Annotated in this window: 19 protein-coding genes; 13 read left to right on the forward strand and 6 right to left on the reverse strand. The window is 63.6% G+C overall.

Going from position 1 to position 15,892, the window contains the following annotated elements; all coding sequences use genetic code 11:
* Window positions 1-68 precede the first annotated feature (68 nt).
* The 6 genes from IB267_RS10210 to IB267_RS10235 all read left to right on the forward strand — a co-directional run bounded on the left by IB267_RS10210 (window position 69) and on the right by IB267_RS10235 (window position 5,933).
* A complete protein-coding gene (locus tag IB267_RS10210) occupies window positions 69-2,405 on the forward strand; it encodes a glucose/quinate/shikimate family membrane-bound PQQ-dependent dehydrogenase (RefSeq protein ID WP_192448291.1) in 2,337 nt (778 codons plus the stop codon).
* A 104-nt stretch (window positions 2,406-2,509) separates the two neighbouring features.
* Entirely contained in the window at window positions 2,510-2,977 is a 468-nt protein-coding gene (locus tag IB267_RS10215) for a hypothetical protein (protein WP_192447493.1), read from the forward strand.
* A 227-nt stretch (window positions 2,978-3,204) separates the two neighbouring features.
* Window positions 3,205-4,080, forward strand: coding sequence for an alpha/beta fold hydrolase (locus IB267_RS10220; RefSeq protein ID WP_192447494.1), 876 nt, complete (start codon window positions 3,205-3,207; stop codon window positions 4,078-4,080).
* Window positions 4,081-4,203: 123 nt separating this feature from the next.
* On the forward strand, window positions 4,204-4,617 hold the full coding sequence (locus IB267_RS10225; RefSeq protein ID WP_043610910.1) for a helix-turn-helix domain-containing protein: 414 nt from the start codon (window positions 4,204-4,206) through the stop codon (window positions 4,615-4,617).
* Window positions 4,618-4,831: 214 nt separating this feature from the next.
* The gene (locus IB267_RS10230; protein ID WP_043610912.1) at window positions 4,832-5,335 is read left to right on the forward strand and encodes a GNAT family N-acetyltransferase; all 504 of its coding nucleotides are present in this window, start codon (window positions 4,832-4,834) and stop codon (window positions 5,333-5,335) included.
* Window positions 5,336-5,345: 10 nt separating this feature from the next.
* On the forward strand, window positions 5,346-5,933 hold the full coding sequence (locus IB267_RS10235; protein WP_192447495.1) for a DJ-1/PfpI family protein: 588 nt from the start codon (window positions 5,346-5,348) through the stop codon (window positions 5,931-5,933).
* 52 nt (window positions 5,934-5,985) lie between these two features.
* Here IB267_RS10235 and IB267_RS10240 read toward each other — a convergent pair whose 3' ends face one another.
* The 4 genes from IB267_RS10240 to IB267_RS10255 form a co-directional block, all read right to left on the reverse strand.
* Window positions 5,986-6,660 carry a nitroreductase family protein gene (locus IB267_RS10240; protein ID WP_043610916.1) on the reverse strand — a complete coding sequence of 225 codons (675 nt, stop codon included), beginning with the start codon at window positions 6,658-6,660 and terminating at the stop codon, window positions 5,986-5,988.
* A 59-nt stretch (window positions 6,661-6,719) separates the two neighbouring features.
* The gene (locus IB267_RS10245) at window positions 6,720-7,634 is read right to left on the reverse strand and encodes a cytochrome c (protein ID WP_192447496.1); all 915 of its coding nucleotides are present in this window, start codon (window positions 7,632-7,634) and stop codon (window positions 6,720-6,722) included.
* A 106-nt stretch (window positions 7,635-7,740) separates the two neighbouring features.
* Window positions 7,741-8,187: a cytochrome c gene (locus tag IB267_RS10250; RefSeq protein ID WP_192447497.1), complete on the reverse strand. Its 447-nt coding sequence runs from the start codon at window positions 8,185-8,187 to the stop codon at window positions 7,741-7,743.
* 229 nt (window positions 8,188-8,416) lie between these two features.
* A complete protein-coding gene (locus tag IB267_RS10255) occupies window positions 8,417-9,052 on the reverse strand; it encodes a LysE family translocator (RefSeq protein WP_192447498.1) in 636 nt (211 codons plus the stop codon).
* A gap of 130 nt (window positions 9,053-9,182) precedes the next feature.
* Between IB267_RS10255 and IB267_RS10260 the strand changes: the two genes are divergently transcribed.
* Window positions 9,183-9,875 (forward strand): YafY family protein, encoded by a 693-nt coding sequence (locus IB267_RS10260; protein ID WP_192447499.1) that lies wholly within the window; start codon window positions 9,183-9,185, stop codon window positions 9,873-9,875.
* Between the two features lie 81 nt (window positions 9,876-9,956).
* On the opposite strand, the gene IB267_RS10265 is transcribed toward IB267_RS10260, so the two are convergent.
* Window positions 9,957-10,559: a superoxide dismutase gene (locus tag IB267_RS10265; protein WP_043610924.1), complete on the reverse strand. Its 603-nt coding sequence runs from the start codon at window positions 10,557-10,559 to the stop codon at window positions 9,957-9,959.
* Between the two features lie 218 nt (window positions 10,560-10,777).
* On the opposite strand from IB267_RS10265, the gene IB267_RS10270 reads away from it, so the two are divergent.
* The 4 genes from IB267_RS10270 (at window position 10,778) to IB267_RS10285 (ending at window position 13,105) form a co-directional block, all read left to right on the forward strand.
* Complete coding sequence (locus tag IB267_RS10270; RefSeq protein ID WP_192447500.1) at window positions 10,778-11,116, forward strand: hypothetical protein; 339 nt, start codon at window positions 10,778-10,780, stop codon at window positions 11,114-11,116.
* A gap of 215 nt (window positions 11,117-11,331) precedes the next feature.
* The gene (locus IB267_RS10275) at window positions 11,332-11,673 is read left to right on the forward strand and encodes a hypothetical protein (RefSeq protein WP_192447501.1); all 342 of its coding nucleotides are present in this window, start codon (window positions 11,332-11,334) and stop codon (window positions 11,671-11,673) included.
* 148 nt (window positions 11,674-11,821) lie between these two features.
* Window positions 11,822-12,403: a TetR/AcrR family transcriptional regulator gene (locus tag IB267_RS10280; protein WP_192447502.1), complete on the forward strand. Its 582-nt coding sequence runs from the start codon at window positions 11,822-11,824 to the stop codon at window positions 12,401-12,403.
* Between the two features lie 186 nt (window positions 12,404-12,589).
* Entirely contained in the window at window positions 12,590-13,105 is a 516-nt protein-coding gene (locus IB267_RS10285; protein WP_192447503.1) for a hypothetical protein, read from the forward strand.
* A gap of 76 nt (window positions 13,106-13,181) precedes the next feature.
* On the opposite strand, the gene IB267_RS10290 is transcribed toward IB267_RS10285, so the two are convergent.
* Window positions 13,182-14,063: a branched-chain amino acid aminotransferase gene (locus IB267_RS10290; protein ID WP_192447504.1), complete on the reverse strand. Its 882-nt coding sequence runs from the start codon at window positions 14,061-14,063 to the stop codon at window positions 13,182-13,184.
* 151 nt (window positions 14,064-14,214) lie between these two features.
* Here IB267_RS10290 and IB267_RS10295 point away from each other — a divergent pair, with 151 nt between their 5' ends.
* Both IB267_RS10295 and IB267_RS10300 read left to right on the forward strand, forming a co-directional pair.
* Complete coding sequence (locus tag IB267_RS10295; protein WP_192447505.1) at window positions 14,215-14,748, forward strand: GNAT family N-acetyltransferase; 534 nt, start codon at window positions 14,215-14,217, stop codon at window positions 14,746-14,748.
* On the forward strand, window positions 14,745-15,785 hold the full coding sequence (locus IB267_RS10300) for a zinc-dependent alcohol dehydrogenase family protein (protein WP_192447506.1): 1,041 nt from the start codon (window positions 14,745-14,747) through the stop codon (window positions 15,783-15,785). The genes IB267_RS10295 and IB267_RS10300 overlap by 4 nt, the downstream gene beginning before the upstream one ends.
* Window positions 15,786-15,892 lie beyond the last annotated feature (107 nt).

Genomic DNA, 15,892 nt, shown 5'->3' on the forward strand with positions numbered 1-15,892 from the left:
CACGCGGTCCGGCGAGGACCGCCGCAATGGAAAGGTGCCATGGCACCGTTCTTCGATGCGGGAGTTCCATCATGCTCGTACTGACGGCCATCGTCTTTGCTCTCATCGGCCTCGCGCTTGGCGGCGGCGGCGCCAAGTTGCTCATGCTTGGCGGCAGCCCCTACTACCTCGCAATCGGCATCGGCTTCCTGCTGACGGCGGTGCTGCTGTTCACGCGGAGATCGGCGGCGATCTGGCTCTATGCGTTCATGATCCTCGGCTCGCTCGGCTGGGCGATTTCGGAAGTAGGGTTCGACTGGTGGCAGCTCGGCCCGCGCGGCGGCGTCCTCGTGCTTCTGGGGCTCTGGCTGCTCTTGCCTGCCGTGCGCCGGCCGCTCGGCTTCGAGAGCCCGACAGGCGAGCGTTATGCCGTGAGCGCCTGGCCGTTGGCCTTTGCGGTGCTGGTGTCGGTCGGTGTCGCCGGATACGCGATCATGCAGGACCCGCATGACATCCGCGGCGATCTGCCAAGCGATGTCGTCGCGGAAAATCCGCCGCTCGGCGGCTCGGTACCGCCAAACGAATGGCACCAGTACGGGCGCACCGCCTACGGCCAGCGCTATTCGCCACTCGATCAGATCACGCCTGACAATGTCGCGGGGCTGAGGGTCGCCTGGCAGTACCAGACCGGCGACGTCAAACGCCCCGACGACGTGGGCGAAACCACCTATCAGGTAACGCCGCTCAAGATCAAAGACACGCTCTATGCCTGCACGCCGCACAACTGGGCGATCGCGCTCGATGCGGCAACCGGCGAAGAGAAGTGGAAATATGACAGCAATTCCGGCATGAACCCGGACCGCCAGCACCAGACCTGCCGGGGCGTTACCTATTGGGCCGACCCGGCTGCAGCCCCGGGCAGCCCCTGCGCCGAACGCGTGTATCTCCCAACTTCGGATGCGCGCCTGATTGCGCTCGATGCCGCGACGGGCTCGGTCTGCACCAGCTTTGCCGACAACGGCGTGCTGCATCTCGAAACGGGCATGAAATACAATCCGGCCGGCTACTATTATTCAACGTCGCCGCCGGTTGCCGTCGGCGGCAAGCTCATCATCGGCGGTGCGGTCAATGACAACTATTCCACCCAGGAACAGTCCGGCGTCATCCGCGCATTCGACATCAACACGGGTGCACTGATCTGGAACTGGGACAGCGGCAATCCTGACGTGACGACACCGCTTCCAGAGGGGCAAACCTACACGACGAACTCGCCGAACAGCTGGTCGGTGATGAGCTATGACGAGGGCCTCGGCCTCGTCTACGTTCCCATGGGCAACCAGGTGCCCGACCAGCTCGGCATGGGCCGCAGCGAGCACGTCGAAAAGTACTCGTCCTCGATCGTCGCGCTCGACATCAACTCCGGCGCGGTGCGCTGGGTGCGCCAGACCGTGCATCACGATCTCTGGGATATGGACGTGCCGGCCCAGCCGGCGCTGCTCGACATCACCAAGGAAGACGGCACCGTCGTGCCGGCACTGGTGGGCCCGACGAAACAGGGCGACATCTACGTGCTCGACCGCAGGAGCGGCGAGCCGATCATCCCGGTCGAAGAGGTGCAGGCGCCGGGCGGCGCGATCCCGGAGGACTTCACCGCCCCGACCCAGCCGGTCTCCGGCCTCACCTTCATGCCGGCGCCGCTGCAGGAAAAGGACATGTGGGGCGTCACGCTATTCGACCAGCTCGCTTGCCGCATCGCGTTCCGGTCGCTGAAATACGAGGGCCGCTATACGCCGCCATCAATCGAGGGCACGCTCGTCTATCCCGGCAACTTCGGCACCTTCAACTGGGGCTCCGTGGCGATCGATCCGGAACGGCAGGTGATGTTCGGCATGCCGACCTACCTCGCCTTCACCTCACGGCTCGTGCCCCGCGACCAGGTGCCGCCGAAGGGCCAGGACGAAAAGGGCTCGGAACAGGGCCTCAACCGCAACGACGGCGCGCCTTACGGCGTGTTCATGGGGCCGTTCCTCGGGCCGCTCGGCATTCCCTGCCAGGCGCCGCCATGGGGTTACGTCGCTGGCGCCGATCTCAGGACCGGCAAGATCGCCTACAAGCACAAGAACGGTACGGTCGAGGACATGACGCCGCTGCCGCTGCCGTTCAAGGTGGGCGTTCCCGGCATCGGCGGGCCGATGATCACCAAGGGCGGCATCGCCTTTCTGGGTGCTGCGGTCGACGATTACCTGCGCGCCTATGACCTGACGACCGGGCGCCAGCTCTGGGAAGCGCGCTTGCCCGCCGGCGGCCAATCGACACCGATGAGCTATGCGGTCGGCGACAAGCAGTATGTGCTGATCGTCGCCGGCGGCCACGGCTCGGTCGGCACCAGGCCGGGTGACTACATCATCGCCTACACCCTGCCGTGAGGCGCGCGAGATATCCCTAATTCTCGCTAGATGGTTGCAAAAGCAAGCTCCGCGCAAGCCCGCGACAGCAGCTTCCCCCGGACGACAGATTCCGGGGGATTCCCATGAAGATCGACAACAGCATCTCGAGCTACTACTTCTCCCAGCGCCGCCAGCAGGGGGGCACCATCACGCCGATCGAAGGGAGCGGCAGTGATGCGCGCCCACGCCAGGCCCCAACGATCGCGCCGCCTTCGACATCGAACGCGCTTTCCAACGCGCTGTGGATGACGGCGACCCGGGACGGCGAGAGCACGGCTTCGATTTCCGCCAAGGAAGGCCCTGCGGCTCCGGACGGTTCGGTCGGCGACGAGTTTCTGAACGAAGCGAAGAAGAGCCTCGTCGAGAGAATCCGCGAACAGGTCCTCAAGGCAATGGGCCTGACCGAAGGTGATCTCAAGGAGATGCCGCCTGAGCAGCGGCAAGCCGCCGAAGAAGAGATCCGCAAGGCAATCGAGCGCGCAATGGGTGTCGAGCAGCAGCGCGACACGGCGACGGCCGATATCGCCAATGGCGGCGAAGACATCCTCTGAGAGGGCGGTTTGTGCCGATCGGCTTGTCTCGGTCGGATAATCGATGATATCCAGCGATCCTCCAGAGAGGACCAAGTTCCATGCGCCTGATCCGTTAGCGACGTTCACCGGCAGAAAATAACCGACGCCACGGCCGCCCCTCGGCGGTTTTTGGCATGGCTTTTTCCGGCCGCCTGAACGCCTGACATGGATATGACCGTTCACCGGCCATCGCTAGGATCATCCTCATGACCACCAAAGACGGATTTGTTTCCGAAGCCGGTAGCCTTCGCGCCGGCCCCTTCGACCTCAGCTATCGGATCGAAAGCAGCGGCATGCCGCTGCTCGTCGTCGGCAGCGCCACCTACTACCCGCGCACCTTCTCCCAAGCGCTTCGCGAGAGGTTGCAGCTGGTCTTCATCGACCATCGCGGCTTCGCGCCGGCGCGGACCGACTATGCCGCTGTCGACATCGGTTTCGAGACGGTGCTCGACGACATCGAGCGGATGCGGGCGCATCTGGGTCTCGAACGCTTCCCCATTCTCGGCCATTCCGGCCATGGCTGCATGGCGCTTGAATATGCCAAGCGGCATCCGGAGAGGGTCAGCCACGTGATCATGGTCGGCACCGGCCCGAGCCATTCGGCCCGCCACATGGCGCTCGCCGATCGGATCTGGGAAGAAACCGTGTCGCCTGCGCGAAAGGCGATCTTCGAACGGGAGATGGCCAAGCTTGGCGACGACATCGCCGCACGGCCTGAGGCGCGTTTCAAAGCCCTGCTGATCCGGCTCGGCGCGAAAAGCTGGCATCAGCCGGACTTCGACGCAGCGCCGCTTTGGCGCGATGTCACGGTCAACAATGCGGTGTTCGACCATCTCTGGGGCGAGGTCTTTCGCGACATCGATATCCGAAAGGGTCTGAACAGGCTGGCGGCGCCGGTGCTGCTTGCGCTCGGCCGCTCGGACTATCTCGTCGCTCCTGCCTTCAGCTGGGATGAATATCGGGCGGACTTCAGAGACCTGACGGTGCGGCTCTTCGAGGAGAGCGGGCATACGCCGCAGCTGGAAGAAAGCGATCTCTTCGACGAAGCCCTGCTCTCGTTCCTCGAGAACCACCGCGACTAGTCAAACCGGCTCGCAGTGTCCAGCATTCGGAGGGGCCGGGACCGGCCCCTCCTCCTCCTTGCCATTGACACAGGGTTAGGCTCAACTATCTAATGCTCCAGAAGCTATAGGTTTGAGGCGAACATGTATTCCATCGGCGATCTCTCCCGGCGCACCGGCGTCAAAATCCCGACGATCCGCTATTACGAGCAGATGGGGCTGATCGCGGCACCGGAGCGTTCCGAAGGCAACCAGCGGCGCTACGAGAAAAGCGAGCTTGAGCGACTGGCCTTCATCCGACATGCGCGCGACCTCGGCCTGTCGATCGATTCGATCAAGGATCTGCTCGCCCTCAGCCAGCATCCGGAGCGCCCTTGTGGCGAGGCCGACCGGATCGCCAGCGAGCACCTCACGACGGTCCGCGAGAAGATCGCGCGGCTGAAGAAGCTGGAGCAGGAACTGGAACGCATCGTCGCCTGCGACGGCAACCATACCGTCGGCGACTGCTACGTGATCCGGGCGCTCGCCGACCATTCCATGTGCGAGAGCGAACACTGAGGCGGCAGCTTAATTAGTCGCCTTGAAAAATCCCCGTTGACAAAAGTGCGAAAACAAACAATCTAGCGCCCATGATCAAGAACGCACCCATTTGCCGCGTGTATTTTTGGCTGTTCCGATAGGAGCGGCCTGCTGATCATATTCAACAAGGCCGCCATCAGGCGGCTTTTGTTTTTCCGGCTCCTGATGGCGAGAAAACCCGAGGAGCCGAGACATGCTACAGACCGCCATCCCTACCCTTCATGCGACCCCGGCGACACGCCCGCCGATGGTGACGATCCGCTCAGCCAAGCAGCGCGACCTGCCGGAACTGCGCGACATGATCGCGGAGCTTTCCGCCCATCACGGCGACGCCGCCCCGATCACGCCGGAACAGCTTGAGCGCGATCTCTTCGGTCGCATGCCCTGGATCACGGCGCTCGTCGCCGAGGCCGGCAACCGGCTGATCGGCTACGCGATCCTGGTGCCGATCTACCGGGCAGCCGAAGGCGCGCGCGGCATGGAGTTGCATCACCTCTTCGTTCGCCCGGAAAACCGCGGCACCGGCATCGGCCGCCACCTGGTTGCCAAGGCGCGCGAGCAGGCGAAGATGGCCGGCTGCGACTTCCTTTCGGTCAGTGCCGCCACGGGTAACTTCCAGGCTCACCATTTCTACGAATCCGAACGCTTCGTCCCTCGCCCGGTGACCGGCATGCGCTATATGCAGAAGCTTGGCTGAGGAGCTGCCGATGCGTCTTGCAATCGTCCTGTGCGAAGGCTTCGCCGATTGGGAATGCGCGCTGTTGATGGCGGCGGCGCGCACCCATCTCGGCGTCGATATCGAGGTTGCCACCGTCGACGGCGCGCGCGTCGCCTCAATGGGTGGCCTCGATGTTTCGGCGCATCTCTCGGTCGATGCCCTCGATCCGGCCGGCTTCGATGGGCTGGTGATCTGTGGCGGCGCCATCTGGGACACGAACGAGGCGCCCGATCTCTCCTCGACGATCCGCGCCTTCGATCGCAACAAGCGTGTGGTCGCAGCCATTTGCGGCGGCGTCCATGCCCTTGCGACATGCGGTCTTCTCGACCGCGTCGACCACACCGGCAACAGCGCTGAAAGCCTTGCGGCGCTGACCGGCTATCATGGTGCTTCGCACTATCGCGATCAGTCGCAGGCGATGCGTAGCGGCCATGTCGTCACCGCCGCCGGCACGGCGCCGATCAGCTTTACCGGTGAGATCCTGCATGGCCTTGGCCTCGGCTCACCCGAGCTCGACGGCTTTCTCGCACTTTACGGGCGGGAGCATGGGCCGGACGACAGCGGCAGCATCGGGTAAACCGCTTTCCGTTTCGGGGCGGAAAGCGGCCTCTCTTTTGTTTGAAAACTGCCTAGAGCCAGTTGGAGATCTGATCGAGCGGCTTCTTCACCTTGCCGGCGACCGGCACGGTCGCATCCGGGGCGGGATAGCCGACCACCAGGATCAGGAACGGTTTTTCACTGTCCGGCCGGCCGCAGATCTCGTTGAGGAAGTTCATCGGCGCCGGCGTATGGGTGAGTGTCGCAACGCCCGCGTGATGCAGCGCCGTGATCAGGATGCCGGTGGCGATACCGACGCTTTCGTTGATGTAGTAGTTCTTTTTCAGATCCCCCGGATTGGGGCCGCCGCGCTTCTGCGAGAAGACGACGATCAGGTAGGGAGCGGTCTCTAGGAAGGGTTTATCTTCGTCGGTGCCGAGCGGCGCCAGCGCATCGAGCCACTCCTGCGGGGCCTTGTCCCGATAGAAGATGCGCTCCTCCTCTTCCGCCGCGTGGCGCACCTCGGCCTTGATCCGGGCGCTCTCGATGACGGTGAAATGCCAGGGCTGATGGTTGGCACCGCTCGGTGCCGTGCCGGCCGCCTTCAGACAGGTTTCGATGACCTCGCGCGGCACCGGGCGATCGCTGAAATAGCGCGTGGTCCGGCGGCGGTTGACCTCCTCATAGAAGTCCGCGGCGCGCGCCACCATCTCCTCGGGGCTGCGTTCGATCCACTGGTCGTAGGGCGCGGTTTCGTGTGGGCGCATTCAGTCTCCTCCTCGTTGCGAAGCGGAGTTGAGCGCGCCTTGCCTCTCAGATCAAGGCCTTAGAGCGACGGTACCGCCTTCAGATAGGCGGCGATCGCCTCGCGATCGGCCGGCGTCAGTTTCGCCATGTTCTTCTGCACTTCCACCATGGAGCCGCCGACGGAATCGAACTCCGGCGTGAAGCCCGTCTCCAGATAGGAGGCGATATCCGAGGCGCTCCAGCTGCCGATGCTCTTGGAGCCGGGCGTGATATCGGGGATACGGCCCTCGCCTTCCGGGTTCGGCGCGCCGGCGAGCCACTGGTCCGGCTCGAAGCCGCCGAGCGCATTCCTCGGCGTGTGGCATTCGCCGCAATGGCCGGGCCCCTCGACGAGGTATTGCCCACGGGCAAGCTTCGGGTCGTTCGCGTCCACCGCGGCGCGTGGCTTGTCGGTGAGGAACAGCAACTTCCAGCCACCCAACGCGATCCGCATGTTGTAGGGGAACGGCAGTTCGTGCGGCGGCGCAACCTCCGTGCTCTTCGGCAGCGTCTTCATGAAGCCCCAGAGGTCGTTGACGTCCTTTGCCGTCATGCGCGCATAGGAACCATAGGGAAACGACGGATAGAGATGCTCGCCGTTGCGCCCCACCCCACGGGTCATCGCGTTGGCGAACTCCGCGAGCGTCCATGCGCCGATGCCGGCGGTTTCGTCCGACGAGATGTTCGGCGCGTGGAAGGTGCCGAACGGGCTCTTCAGCGGTGCGCCACCGGAAAGCACCAGGCGTGCGTCGCCTTCCGCACCCTTGCCGGCATGACAGCTGACGCAGCCGCCGGCCCAGAAGACCTGTTCGCCATTGGCAAGATCCGGCTCACCCAGGCCCTCCCAATGGGAAGCGCTCCAGGGTGCCGGCTTCGTCAGCCACCAGAAGGCGGCACCGCCGACGACGCCCAGCACAACAAGACCCGAAACCAGCTTTCTCGCCCGACGACCCATAGTCTCCCCTCATGCCCTGCCGAAAACAGCGTGCTAAATACGAATGGAGGCACGCGGCGGGACGTCGCGTGCCTCCTCATTCAGCCGGATAGGACGTTATCGCCTATCAATTCTTCTTCAGGCGGTAGCTCTCATGACAGCTGCCGCAGTCCTTGCCGATGCCGCCGAGGGCCGCGCCAACGGCTGCCTGGTCGGCCGGGAGCTGTGCCAGCACCGCTCCGGCATCCGTGCCGAGCTTGGCGGCCTTGGCCTTGAAGTCATCCATGTTTTCCCAGATCTTCGGGCTTGCCTCGCTCTCATGGCCCGTTTCCGAGCCGGCCGGGAAATGGTCCGGGAAGGTCTTCATCGTTTCGCTGATCGTCGTCAGCGACGCTTTGACCACCTCGGCGTCATAGGGCTTTTCGCCCTTGGCGATGCCGGCAAGCGCGCCGGTCGCGGCACCCACCTTCTTCATCGCCTGCTGGCGAACCACCTGCGGCTCGTCGGCTGCGGTCACGGCAGTAACACCCAGGCCCGCGAGTGCGGCAGCCAACATGAGTGCGCGTATTTTCATCAGGATCTCCCGGTCAATGAAATCTAATCGGCGAATCTGCCTGCCTGGCCTTCATGCCCAATGCGCCGGCATGATGTCATTTTGAGTATTCGACGGAAGTAACATTTATTTGATGCTCTTGTTAGGACAAAGGAATTTCCGTCGATCGGCGCAATTCCGGGATCTCCACGAACCCGTCAATAACATGACTTTAATATTCATGTTTATACTTACAGAGACCGGGGCGGCATCACCGCGCCGACCACCCCTGCCACACGGTGAAGGCGGCGACCAGAACGAGCACGGCCCCGGCGGCCCGGCCGATCCACACGGTCGTCTCGGGGCTGCCGACCAGAAAGTCCCGCCCGCGGCCTGCAGCAAGGGCAAGACCGCCATAGACGGCGAGCTGCGTCGCAGCGATCATCGCCGCCATGACCAGGGCCTGCGACCAGATCGGCCCGAACTGCGGCTTGAGGAACTGCGGATAGACCGCCAGCATGAAGAGATAGGCCTTGGGGTTCATCAGGCTCGTCAGCGCGCCCTGGCGGAAGCTTGCCCAGCGCGAGAGCTTGTCCGAGCCTTCGATGCCACCGATGGTGATCGAGCTTTTGACCAGGGAAAAACCGATCCAGGCGATGTAGGCGGCACCCGCGACGAGCAGCACGTTGAAGAGGCCGGGCACCAGATGCAGGATGACGCTGACGCCGAGTGCCGCATAGAGCGTGTGCAGCACGCCGCCCGCCATGATGCCGGCGGTCGCAGACAGGCCGGAGGCCCGCCCACCCGTTAGCGAGTTCGCCAGGACGAAGACCATGTCCATGCCCGGCACGATGATGATGCCGAACAAAAGGGTGAAGAAGAGCCAGAGATTTTCCGTGTAGGTCATGTCAGTTGTCCGTCGTCCAGGTTTTCATTTCTCAATCGAATTGCTGTTTTTTCAATCCGTTGGCTGATGGTATAGATCCCGGCAACTGACAAGGGTGTGTCAGGAGCGTTGACGACGGGGGAGATTTTCTATGCGCAAGGCGGCACGGCTTTTCGAGATCATCCAGATCCTCCGGCTTGCGAGAAAGCCCGTGACCGGCGCGCAAATGGCCGAGACGCTGGAGGTGACAGTGCGCTCGATCTACCGCGATATCTCCGCACTCCAGGCGATGCGCGTGCCGATCGAAGGCGGCCGCGGCATCGGCTATATTCTCAGGCCCGGCTTCGACCTGCCGCCGCTGATGTTTTCGATCGAGGAAACCGAAGCGATCGCCCTGGCCCTGGCGCTGTTGGCACGAACCGGCGACGAGGAACTGAAGGCAGCCGCCGGTCGCGTCAACCAGAAGATCACCGCCGCCGTGCCCGAACCGCTCAGATTGGCGTTCCGCTCGCAGGCGCTGCATGCCTGGGGAACGATCGCCCCCTCGCCCGCCGGCATCGATCTCGCCCTGGTGCGTCGGGCGATCCGCGACGAGCAGAAGCTCGAGCTCGACTATCGCGACGAAATGGGCCGCGCCACGGAACGCACGATCAGGCCGGTCGCGCTGATCTACTATTCGGAAACCGCCAACATCGTCGGCTGGTGCGAATTGCGCCAGGCGATCCGCAACTTTCGTGCCGACCGCGTCGAGCATTGCGAGGCGGTCGAAGCGTTCTTTTCCGGCGAAGGAAATCGTCTGAGGGAGCTCTGGGTCAGCGGCTGGAAGACGCCGCCAGCGGCTTGATCTGCACAGTTCCGGCAAGCGCAAACGAAAAGACCCGGCGCGAGCGCCGGGTCCAAACGTCATGCATCGAAGACGGGCAGCTTACTTGGAAGCCGCTTCGTACATTTCGAGCACGTAATCCCAGTTGATCAGGCTGTCGACGAAGGCTTCGAGGTACTTCGGACGGGCGTTGCGGTAGTCGATGTAATAGGAGTGTTCCCAGACGTCGACGCCGAGGATCGGCGAGGCGCCGTGCACGAGCGGGTTTTCGCCGTTCGGGGTCTTGGAGATTTCAAGCTTGCCGTTCTTGACCGAGAGCCAGGCCCAGCCCGAGCCGAACTGGCCGGTGCCGGCGGCGATGAAGTCGGCGCGGAACTTGTCGTAGCCGCCGAGGTCGGACTTGATGGCCGCTTCGAGCTTGGCCGGCAGGCTGGTGCCGCCGCCGCCCTTCTTCATCCACTTCCAGAAGTGGACGTGGTTGTAGTGCTGGCCGGCATTGTTGAACAGCGGCTGGTTGGTGCCGTAGGACTTCTTGACGATTTCCTCGAGCGACAGGTCGGCAAGGCCGGCCTCTTCGGCAAGCTTGTTGCCGTTGGTCACGTAAGCGAGGTGATGCTTGTCGTGGTGGTACTCAAGCGTCTCGCGCGACATGTAGGGCGCCAGCGCATCGTAGTCATAGGGAAGGTTCGGCAATTCGAAAGCCATGTGGGCATCTCCTCTTGGCATGGAATTTCGTCGGGAAATCCGTGAGCGGGAACATAGGCACCGACCCCCATGGAGGCAACCGATGCAATGCCAATTTTTCCTCAACCCACGGAATATACTTTCAACATCATTTTGAAAGCATGACACTTTCGAGCACATTCATGCCACGGTTCGCGTGCAGCTTCGCGACCGTTGCAACCATGCATAAAGGACAGTCCATGCCGCAGCGCCTGATTACCGCCTTCGCCCTCGCCGCCGCCACAACGTTCATTGCGTCTACGGCTGCCGCCTCCTCCGGCGATGCATGGGAAAGTTTCCGGGCAGAGGTCTCCGAAAAGTGCCTGGCGGCCGCCGCGTCGCTGGAAAAGGCAAGCGCCGTCGTCGACCCCTTCGGCTCGGAAAGCTTCGGCCTGGCGCTGGTGATCGGCACGCCCAAGGGATCCGACACCGCCGTGACCCAGATCTGCGTCTTCGACAAGCAGAAGAAGACGGTGGAGCTCGGCGGCGAACTGACACCAGATACGGTCAACATCGCCGTTCCGACGAAGGCACAGTAGATCAATGAGCGAGGGGCGCGGGCGATAGCTATCGCGGCCGGGCCGGCTATGCCTGACTGGGCCACGAGGCGCAGGCACTCGACGTCGTAAGCCGGTCGCGGTGGCGACGGTCCGTGGTGCGATCTCCAGCCCGTCACAAACTGCCTCCGTCGGCCACAACGAGTTGCGAATCGATACACATGCAATTACCGGGACAACACCAACCGGAGATTGTCATGAAGTCCCTACGCATCGCCTCACTTGTTGTTGCCCTCACGACCCTTGCCGCCTGCGCACCATCACAGGACGAATATGCCCGCCTGCAGACCGCTGTCCAGGGCAGCCCGGCCATGCAAAAGGCGCTTCACAAGGATTGCGTCAGCAAGAAGTGGTCAAAAGCCGACCGCGAATACGGCGCCTTGCTGATCAGCGTTCCACCGGCCAAGGTTCAGGCTGTCGTGTGCAAGCGCATCGTTAATGCCATGGCGTCCGGCCGGCTGAAATATGCCGACGTCCGGCAGCTCACGAGCAACCAAGGGCCAACGGTGAACCTCATCAAGATCCTGCAGGGCCGATAGGCCAGCGGCCGCATCGACCCCCATCGACGTCCAGCCGGTCAAGCAGCCCGGCTGGACGTGGCTGCCTGCCCCGACGACCGCGACACAGCCGCCTTGCGGACATGGCTTGTCGCTTGAGCTTCAACAGCGCCGTTGATAGATCTTGGTCATGGTAAGCGATACCCACGAGAGAATCCTGGACGCAGCCGAGCGCCTCATGGTGTCGAGGGGCTACAATGCGTTCAGCTATGCCGACATCTCCGCCGAACTGGGCGTCGGCAAGGCGACCATCCACCATCACTTCCCGACCAAGGCCGACCTCGCAACCGCCGTGCTTGCCCGCTATCGCAAGAACAATCGCCGCAGCGTCGAGGGACTGTTTGCCGCCGTCAGCGATCCGGTCGCCCGGCTCGAAGCCTATGTCGGCTACTGGGAAGACTGTATCGCCAAGCAGCATACGCCCTTCTGCATCGGCGCCCTTCTCGCCTCGGAGATCCCCGCCTTGCCCGATAGTGTCGTCGCGCAGGTGCGCGGCCATTTTTCCGACCTTTCCGGGTGGCTCGGTGCGGCGATCGAAGACGGAGTGACCAGCGGCCACCTGAAGGCTGCGCATGGACCGAAGGCGGAGGCCGAGACCCTCATGGCCACCGTTCACGGCGCGATGCTCGCCGCACGCGTTGCTGGCTCCGATCCGGCGGTGTTTTCCGCAATCGCCCGGCCGGCACTGGATCGTCTGGTGGTCGGAGCTTGACCGACTGGCGGAAAAATAGCGGCGGTGAAACGCCCATTTGCAGCGCGGTGTTCCCGTGGGAACGGCAGGCTTGAGCCGCCGGCGCTAGAAATTGACGTAACGGACGCGATGGCAACGGGACCATTGCGTTTTCTTTTGACAACCGTGCCGACCAACTAGTCGGTCGAGACTTGAAGGAGCAAGTTCATGGCAAATCCACTTTCCACGCTCGGCATCGTCCATACCGCAATCAGTCTCGCCCCTGTCGCCGCCGGCCTCTACGGCTTTGGACGCTACGGCGCGATTGTCCCTTCCACCCGATCCGGCAAGATCTACCTCGCCACGCTCATTCTTGCGGTTCTGACCTCTGCCGGACTTTCTAGCACCGGGGGGTTCAACGCGGGGCATGCGCTGGGCCTCGTCACGCTGGCAGTGGTCGCCGGAAGCCTTGCTGTCGACAGGCTCGCCTTCGTCGGACGCCTGAAGCCGTACCTCACGGCGCTGGGTCTCTCGTTCAGCTACTTCCTGCTGATCGTGCCGGCGATCGCAGAAACGCTGAAGCGCCTGCCCGCCTCGCAACCGCTTGCCAGCGGGCCGGAATCGCCGATCGTGCAAACAACACTGCTTGTCTGGCTGGTGATTTTCCTGTCCGGCCTTTCCGTGCAGGCCTACCTGATCCACAGGCGCGCCGCAGCCACGGCGCGCGCTCCGCGCTCGCACTGAGTGTGCGGGAAAGGTCGTTGACCGCGTTCACCAGCGTGGCGGCCCCGGCCGCACGCTGATGAGGGCCCCGGCTGCGTCAGATGTCGCGGGCCGCGTGCGCCCAGTCCATGTAGAGATCGCGCGCCTTGGCGGCGACCGGACCGGCCTGCAGGTCGCGGCTTTCAAGGCGTGTCACCGGCAGAACCTTGGAGTAGTTGCCGGACGTGAAGATCTCGTCGGCCGCTTCGAAGTCGGCCATCGTCAGCGTTGCCTCGACCACTTCGAAACCGGCTTCGCGCAGCAGCGTCATGACGCGGAAGCGGGTGATGCCGGCAAGGAAGGTGCGGTTGGCAGCCGGCGTAAAGACGACGCCGTCCTTGACCAGGAAGACGTTGGACGAGCCGGTCTCGGCTATGTTGCCGAGCATGTCGCGCACCAGCGCATTGTCGAAGCCCCGCGAACGGGCCTCGGTCAGGATGCGCGCGTTGTTCGGATAGAGGCAACCTGCCTTGGCGTCGGTCGGCATCGATTCCAGCGTCGGCCGACGGAAGGGCGAGAGCGTCAGCGACGAGCCGCCATGGCCGTTGCCCATCGGCGCCTCGAACAGGCAAAGCGCAAAACGGGTCGATTCCGGATCGATGGCGACGACGCCGGCTGCGCCATGCTCGGCCCAGTACATCGGCTTCACGTAAAGTGCTGTCTTGCCGTCGAACTTCTTGGCGCCTTCCCAGGTCAGCGCCTCGATCTCTTCCGCCGCCATCGTCGGCTTCAGGCCAAGTGCGATCGCCGAGCGGTTGACGCGCTGGCAATGAAGGTCGAGGTCGGGAGCAACGCCGTCGAAGACGCGGGCGCCGTCGAATACCGTCGAGCCCAGCCACATCGCGTGCGAGGTCGGGCCGATCAGCGGCGGATTGCCCGAGAGCCATTCACCATCGACATAGGTCCAGGTCACTGAGCGGGGGGATGTATCGACGGCCATCTGCGTCTCCTTGAGGTTTTTATTCTAGTCTTTCCGCATACCCCGAAAAAACAGCATCGGGGTGAATGGGTCTATCAAAAAATGTCATGGCGACCGTTCTGGTACCGCGACGGCCTCTCGCTTAGTCTCCTCGGCAAAGAAAGGGAAAGCCGTGCGCATCAAGCATCTCGACGCAGACGACGTGGACATCTTCCGCCGCATCAGGCTGGAAGCGCTCAACCGCGACCCCGATGCCTTCGCCTCGACGGCGGCCGACTGGGAGCGGCTTTCAACGGAGGAATGGCGGACGCGGCTGACCGCCAACGCCGTATTCGTGGCCTTCGACAGCGATGAGCCGGTCGGCATCATGGGCCTGATGCGCGAGCGTGCGAGCCGGCTGGCGCATCGGGGCACGATCATCATGGTCTATGTGCGCGACGAGGCCCGCGGGTCCGGCGTGGCGCGACAGCTGCTTGCGCAACTGACCGACCATGCGCGCTCGGCCGGCATCCGACTGCTCGAACTCGTGGTGCGTGCCGACAATCCGACGGCGATCCGCTTTTATGAACGTGCGGGTTTCTACAAGATCGGGCACGTTCCCGGCGGCATGCGCGACGGCGACCGGGAGGTCGACGAATTTCTGATGGCGCGCCACATCGACGGCCGCGCCCCACCCATTGAGACATTGCAAGGAGCGACCCGATGAAAGCCATGTATTACGAGGCCTTCGAAAAGATGCCGGAAATCCGTACCCTTCCCGATCCGACACCGACGGAGAACGGCGTGGTCATCAAGGTCGAGGCAACAGGGCTTTGCCGGTCCGACTGGCACGGCTGGATGGGCCATGACGCCGATATCCGCCTGCCGCATGTGCCCGGCCATGAGCTGGCTGGCGTGGTGACCGCTGCCGGCCGCGGCGTCATGCGCTACAAGGTCGGCGATCGGGTGACCGTGCCCTTCGTTTCCGGATGCGGCCGCTGCGGCGAGTGCCGCTCGGGAAACCAGCAGGTCTGCGAGGCGCAGTTCCAGCCGGGCTTTACCCATTGGGGCTCGTTTGCCGAATATGTCGCGCTCGACTTTGCCGACCAGAACCTCGTGCATCTGCCTGAAAGCATGGACTTCACCACGGCTGCGAGCCTCGGCTGCCGCTTCGCAACGTCGTTCCGCGCCATCGCCGACCAGGCCAAGGTCAAGGGCGGCGAGTGGGTGGCGGTGCATGGCTGCGGCGGCGTCGGCCTCTCGGCAATCATGATCGCGGCGGCCCTCGGCGCCCAGCCGATCGCGATCGACATCGCCGAAGACAAGCTCGCCTTCGCCAAAAAACTCGGCGCGGTCGCTGTCATCAATGGCCGTGACGTGCAGGACGTGGCAGCGGCTGTGAAGGATATCACCGGCGGTGGCGCCCATGTCTCGATCGACGCGCTCGGCAATCCGGTGACCTGCTTCAACTCGATCAAGAACTTGCGCCGGCGCGGCCGCCACGTCCAGGTTGGCCTGATGCTCGGCGACCAGGCGACGCCGCAGATCCCGATGGCGCAGGTGATCGGCCACGAACTCGAAATCTATGGCAGCCACGGCATGCAGGCCTGGCGCTACGACGCCATGCTGGCGATGATCGCCGACGGCAAGCTGGAGCCGCAGCAACTGATCGGCCGGGAAATTTCTCTTGAAGAGGCGATCCCTGCCCTCGTCGCCATTGACCGCGCCACCGATCTCGGCATCAGCGTCATCACGCGCTTCTGACGGCCACGGCAAGCCGTGAGCGCCGCAGCCGGCAGGCAATATGATGACCGCCCATTCCGACTCACCATCCGCATGCGCTAGCCTTGCCTCCAATCGGGGGCAAGGCA

The sequence above is a fragment of the Ensifer sp. ENS09 genome (assembly GCF_014852425.1).
Lineage (GTDB): Bacteria > Pseudomonadota > Alphaproteobacteria > Rhizobiales > Rhizobiaceae > Ensifer.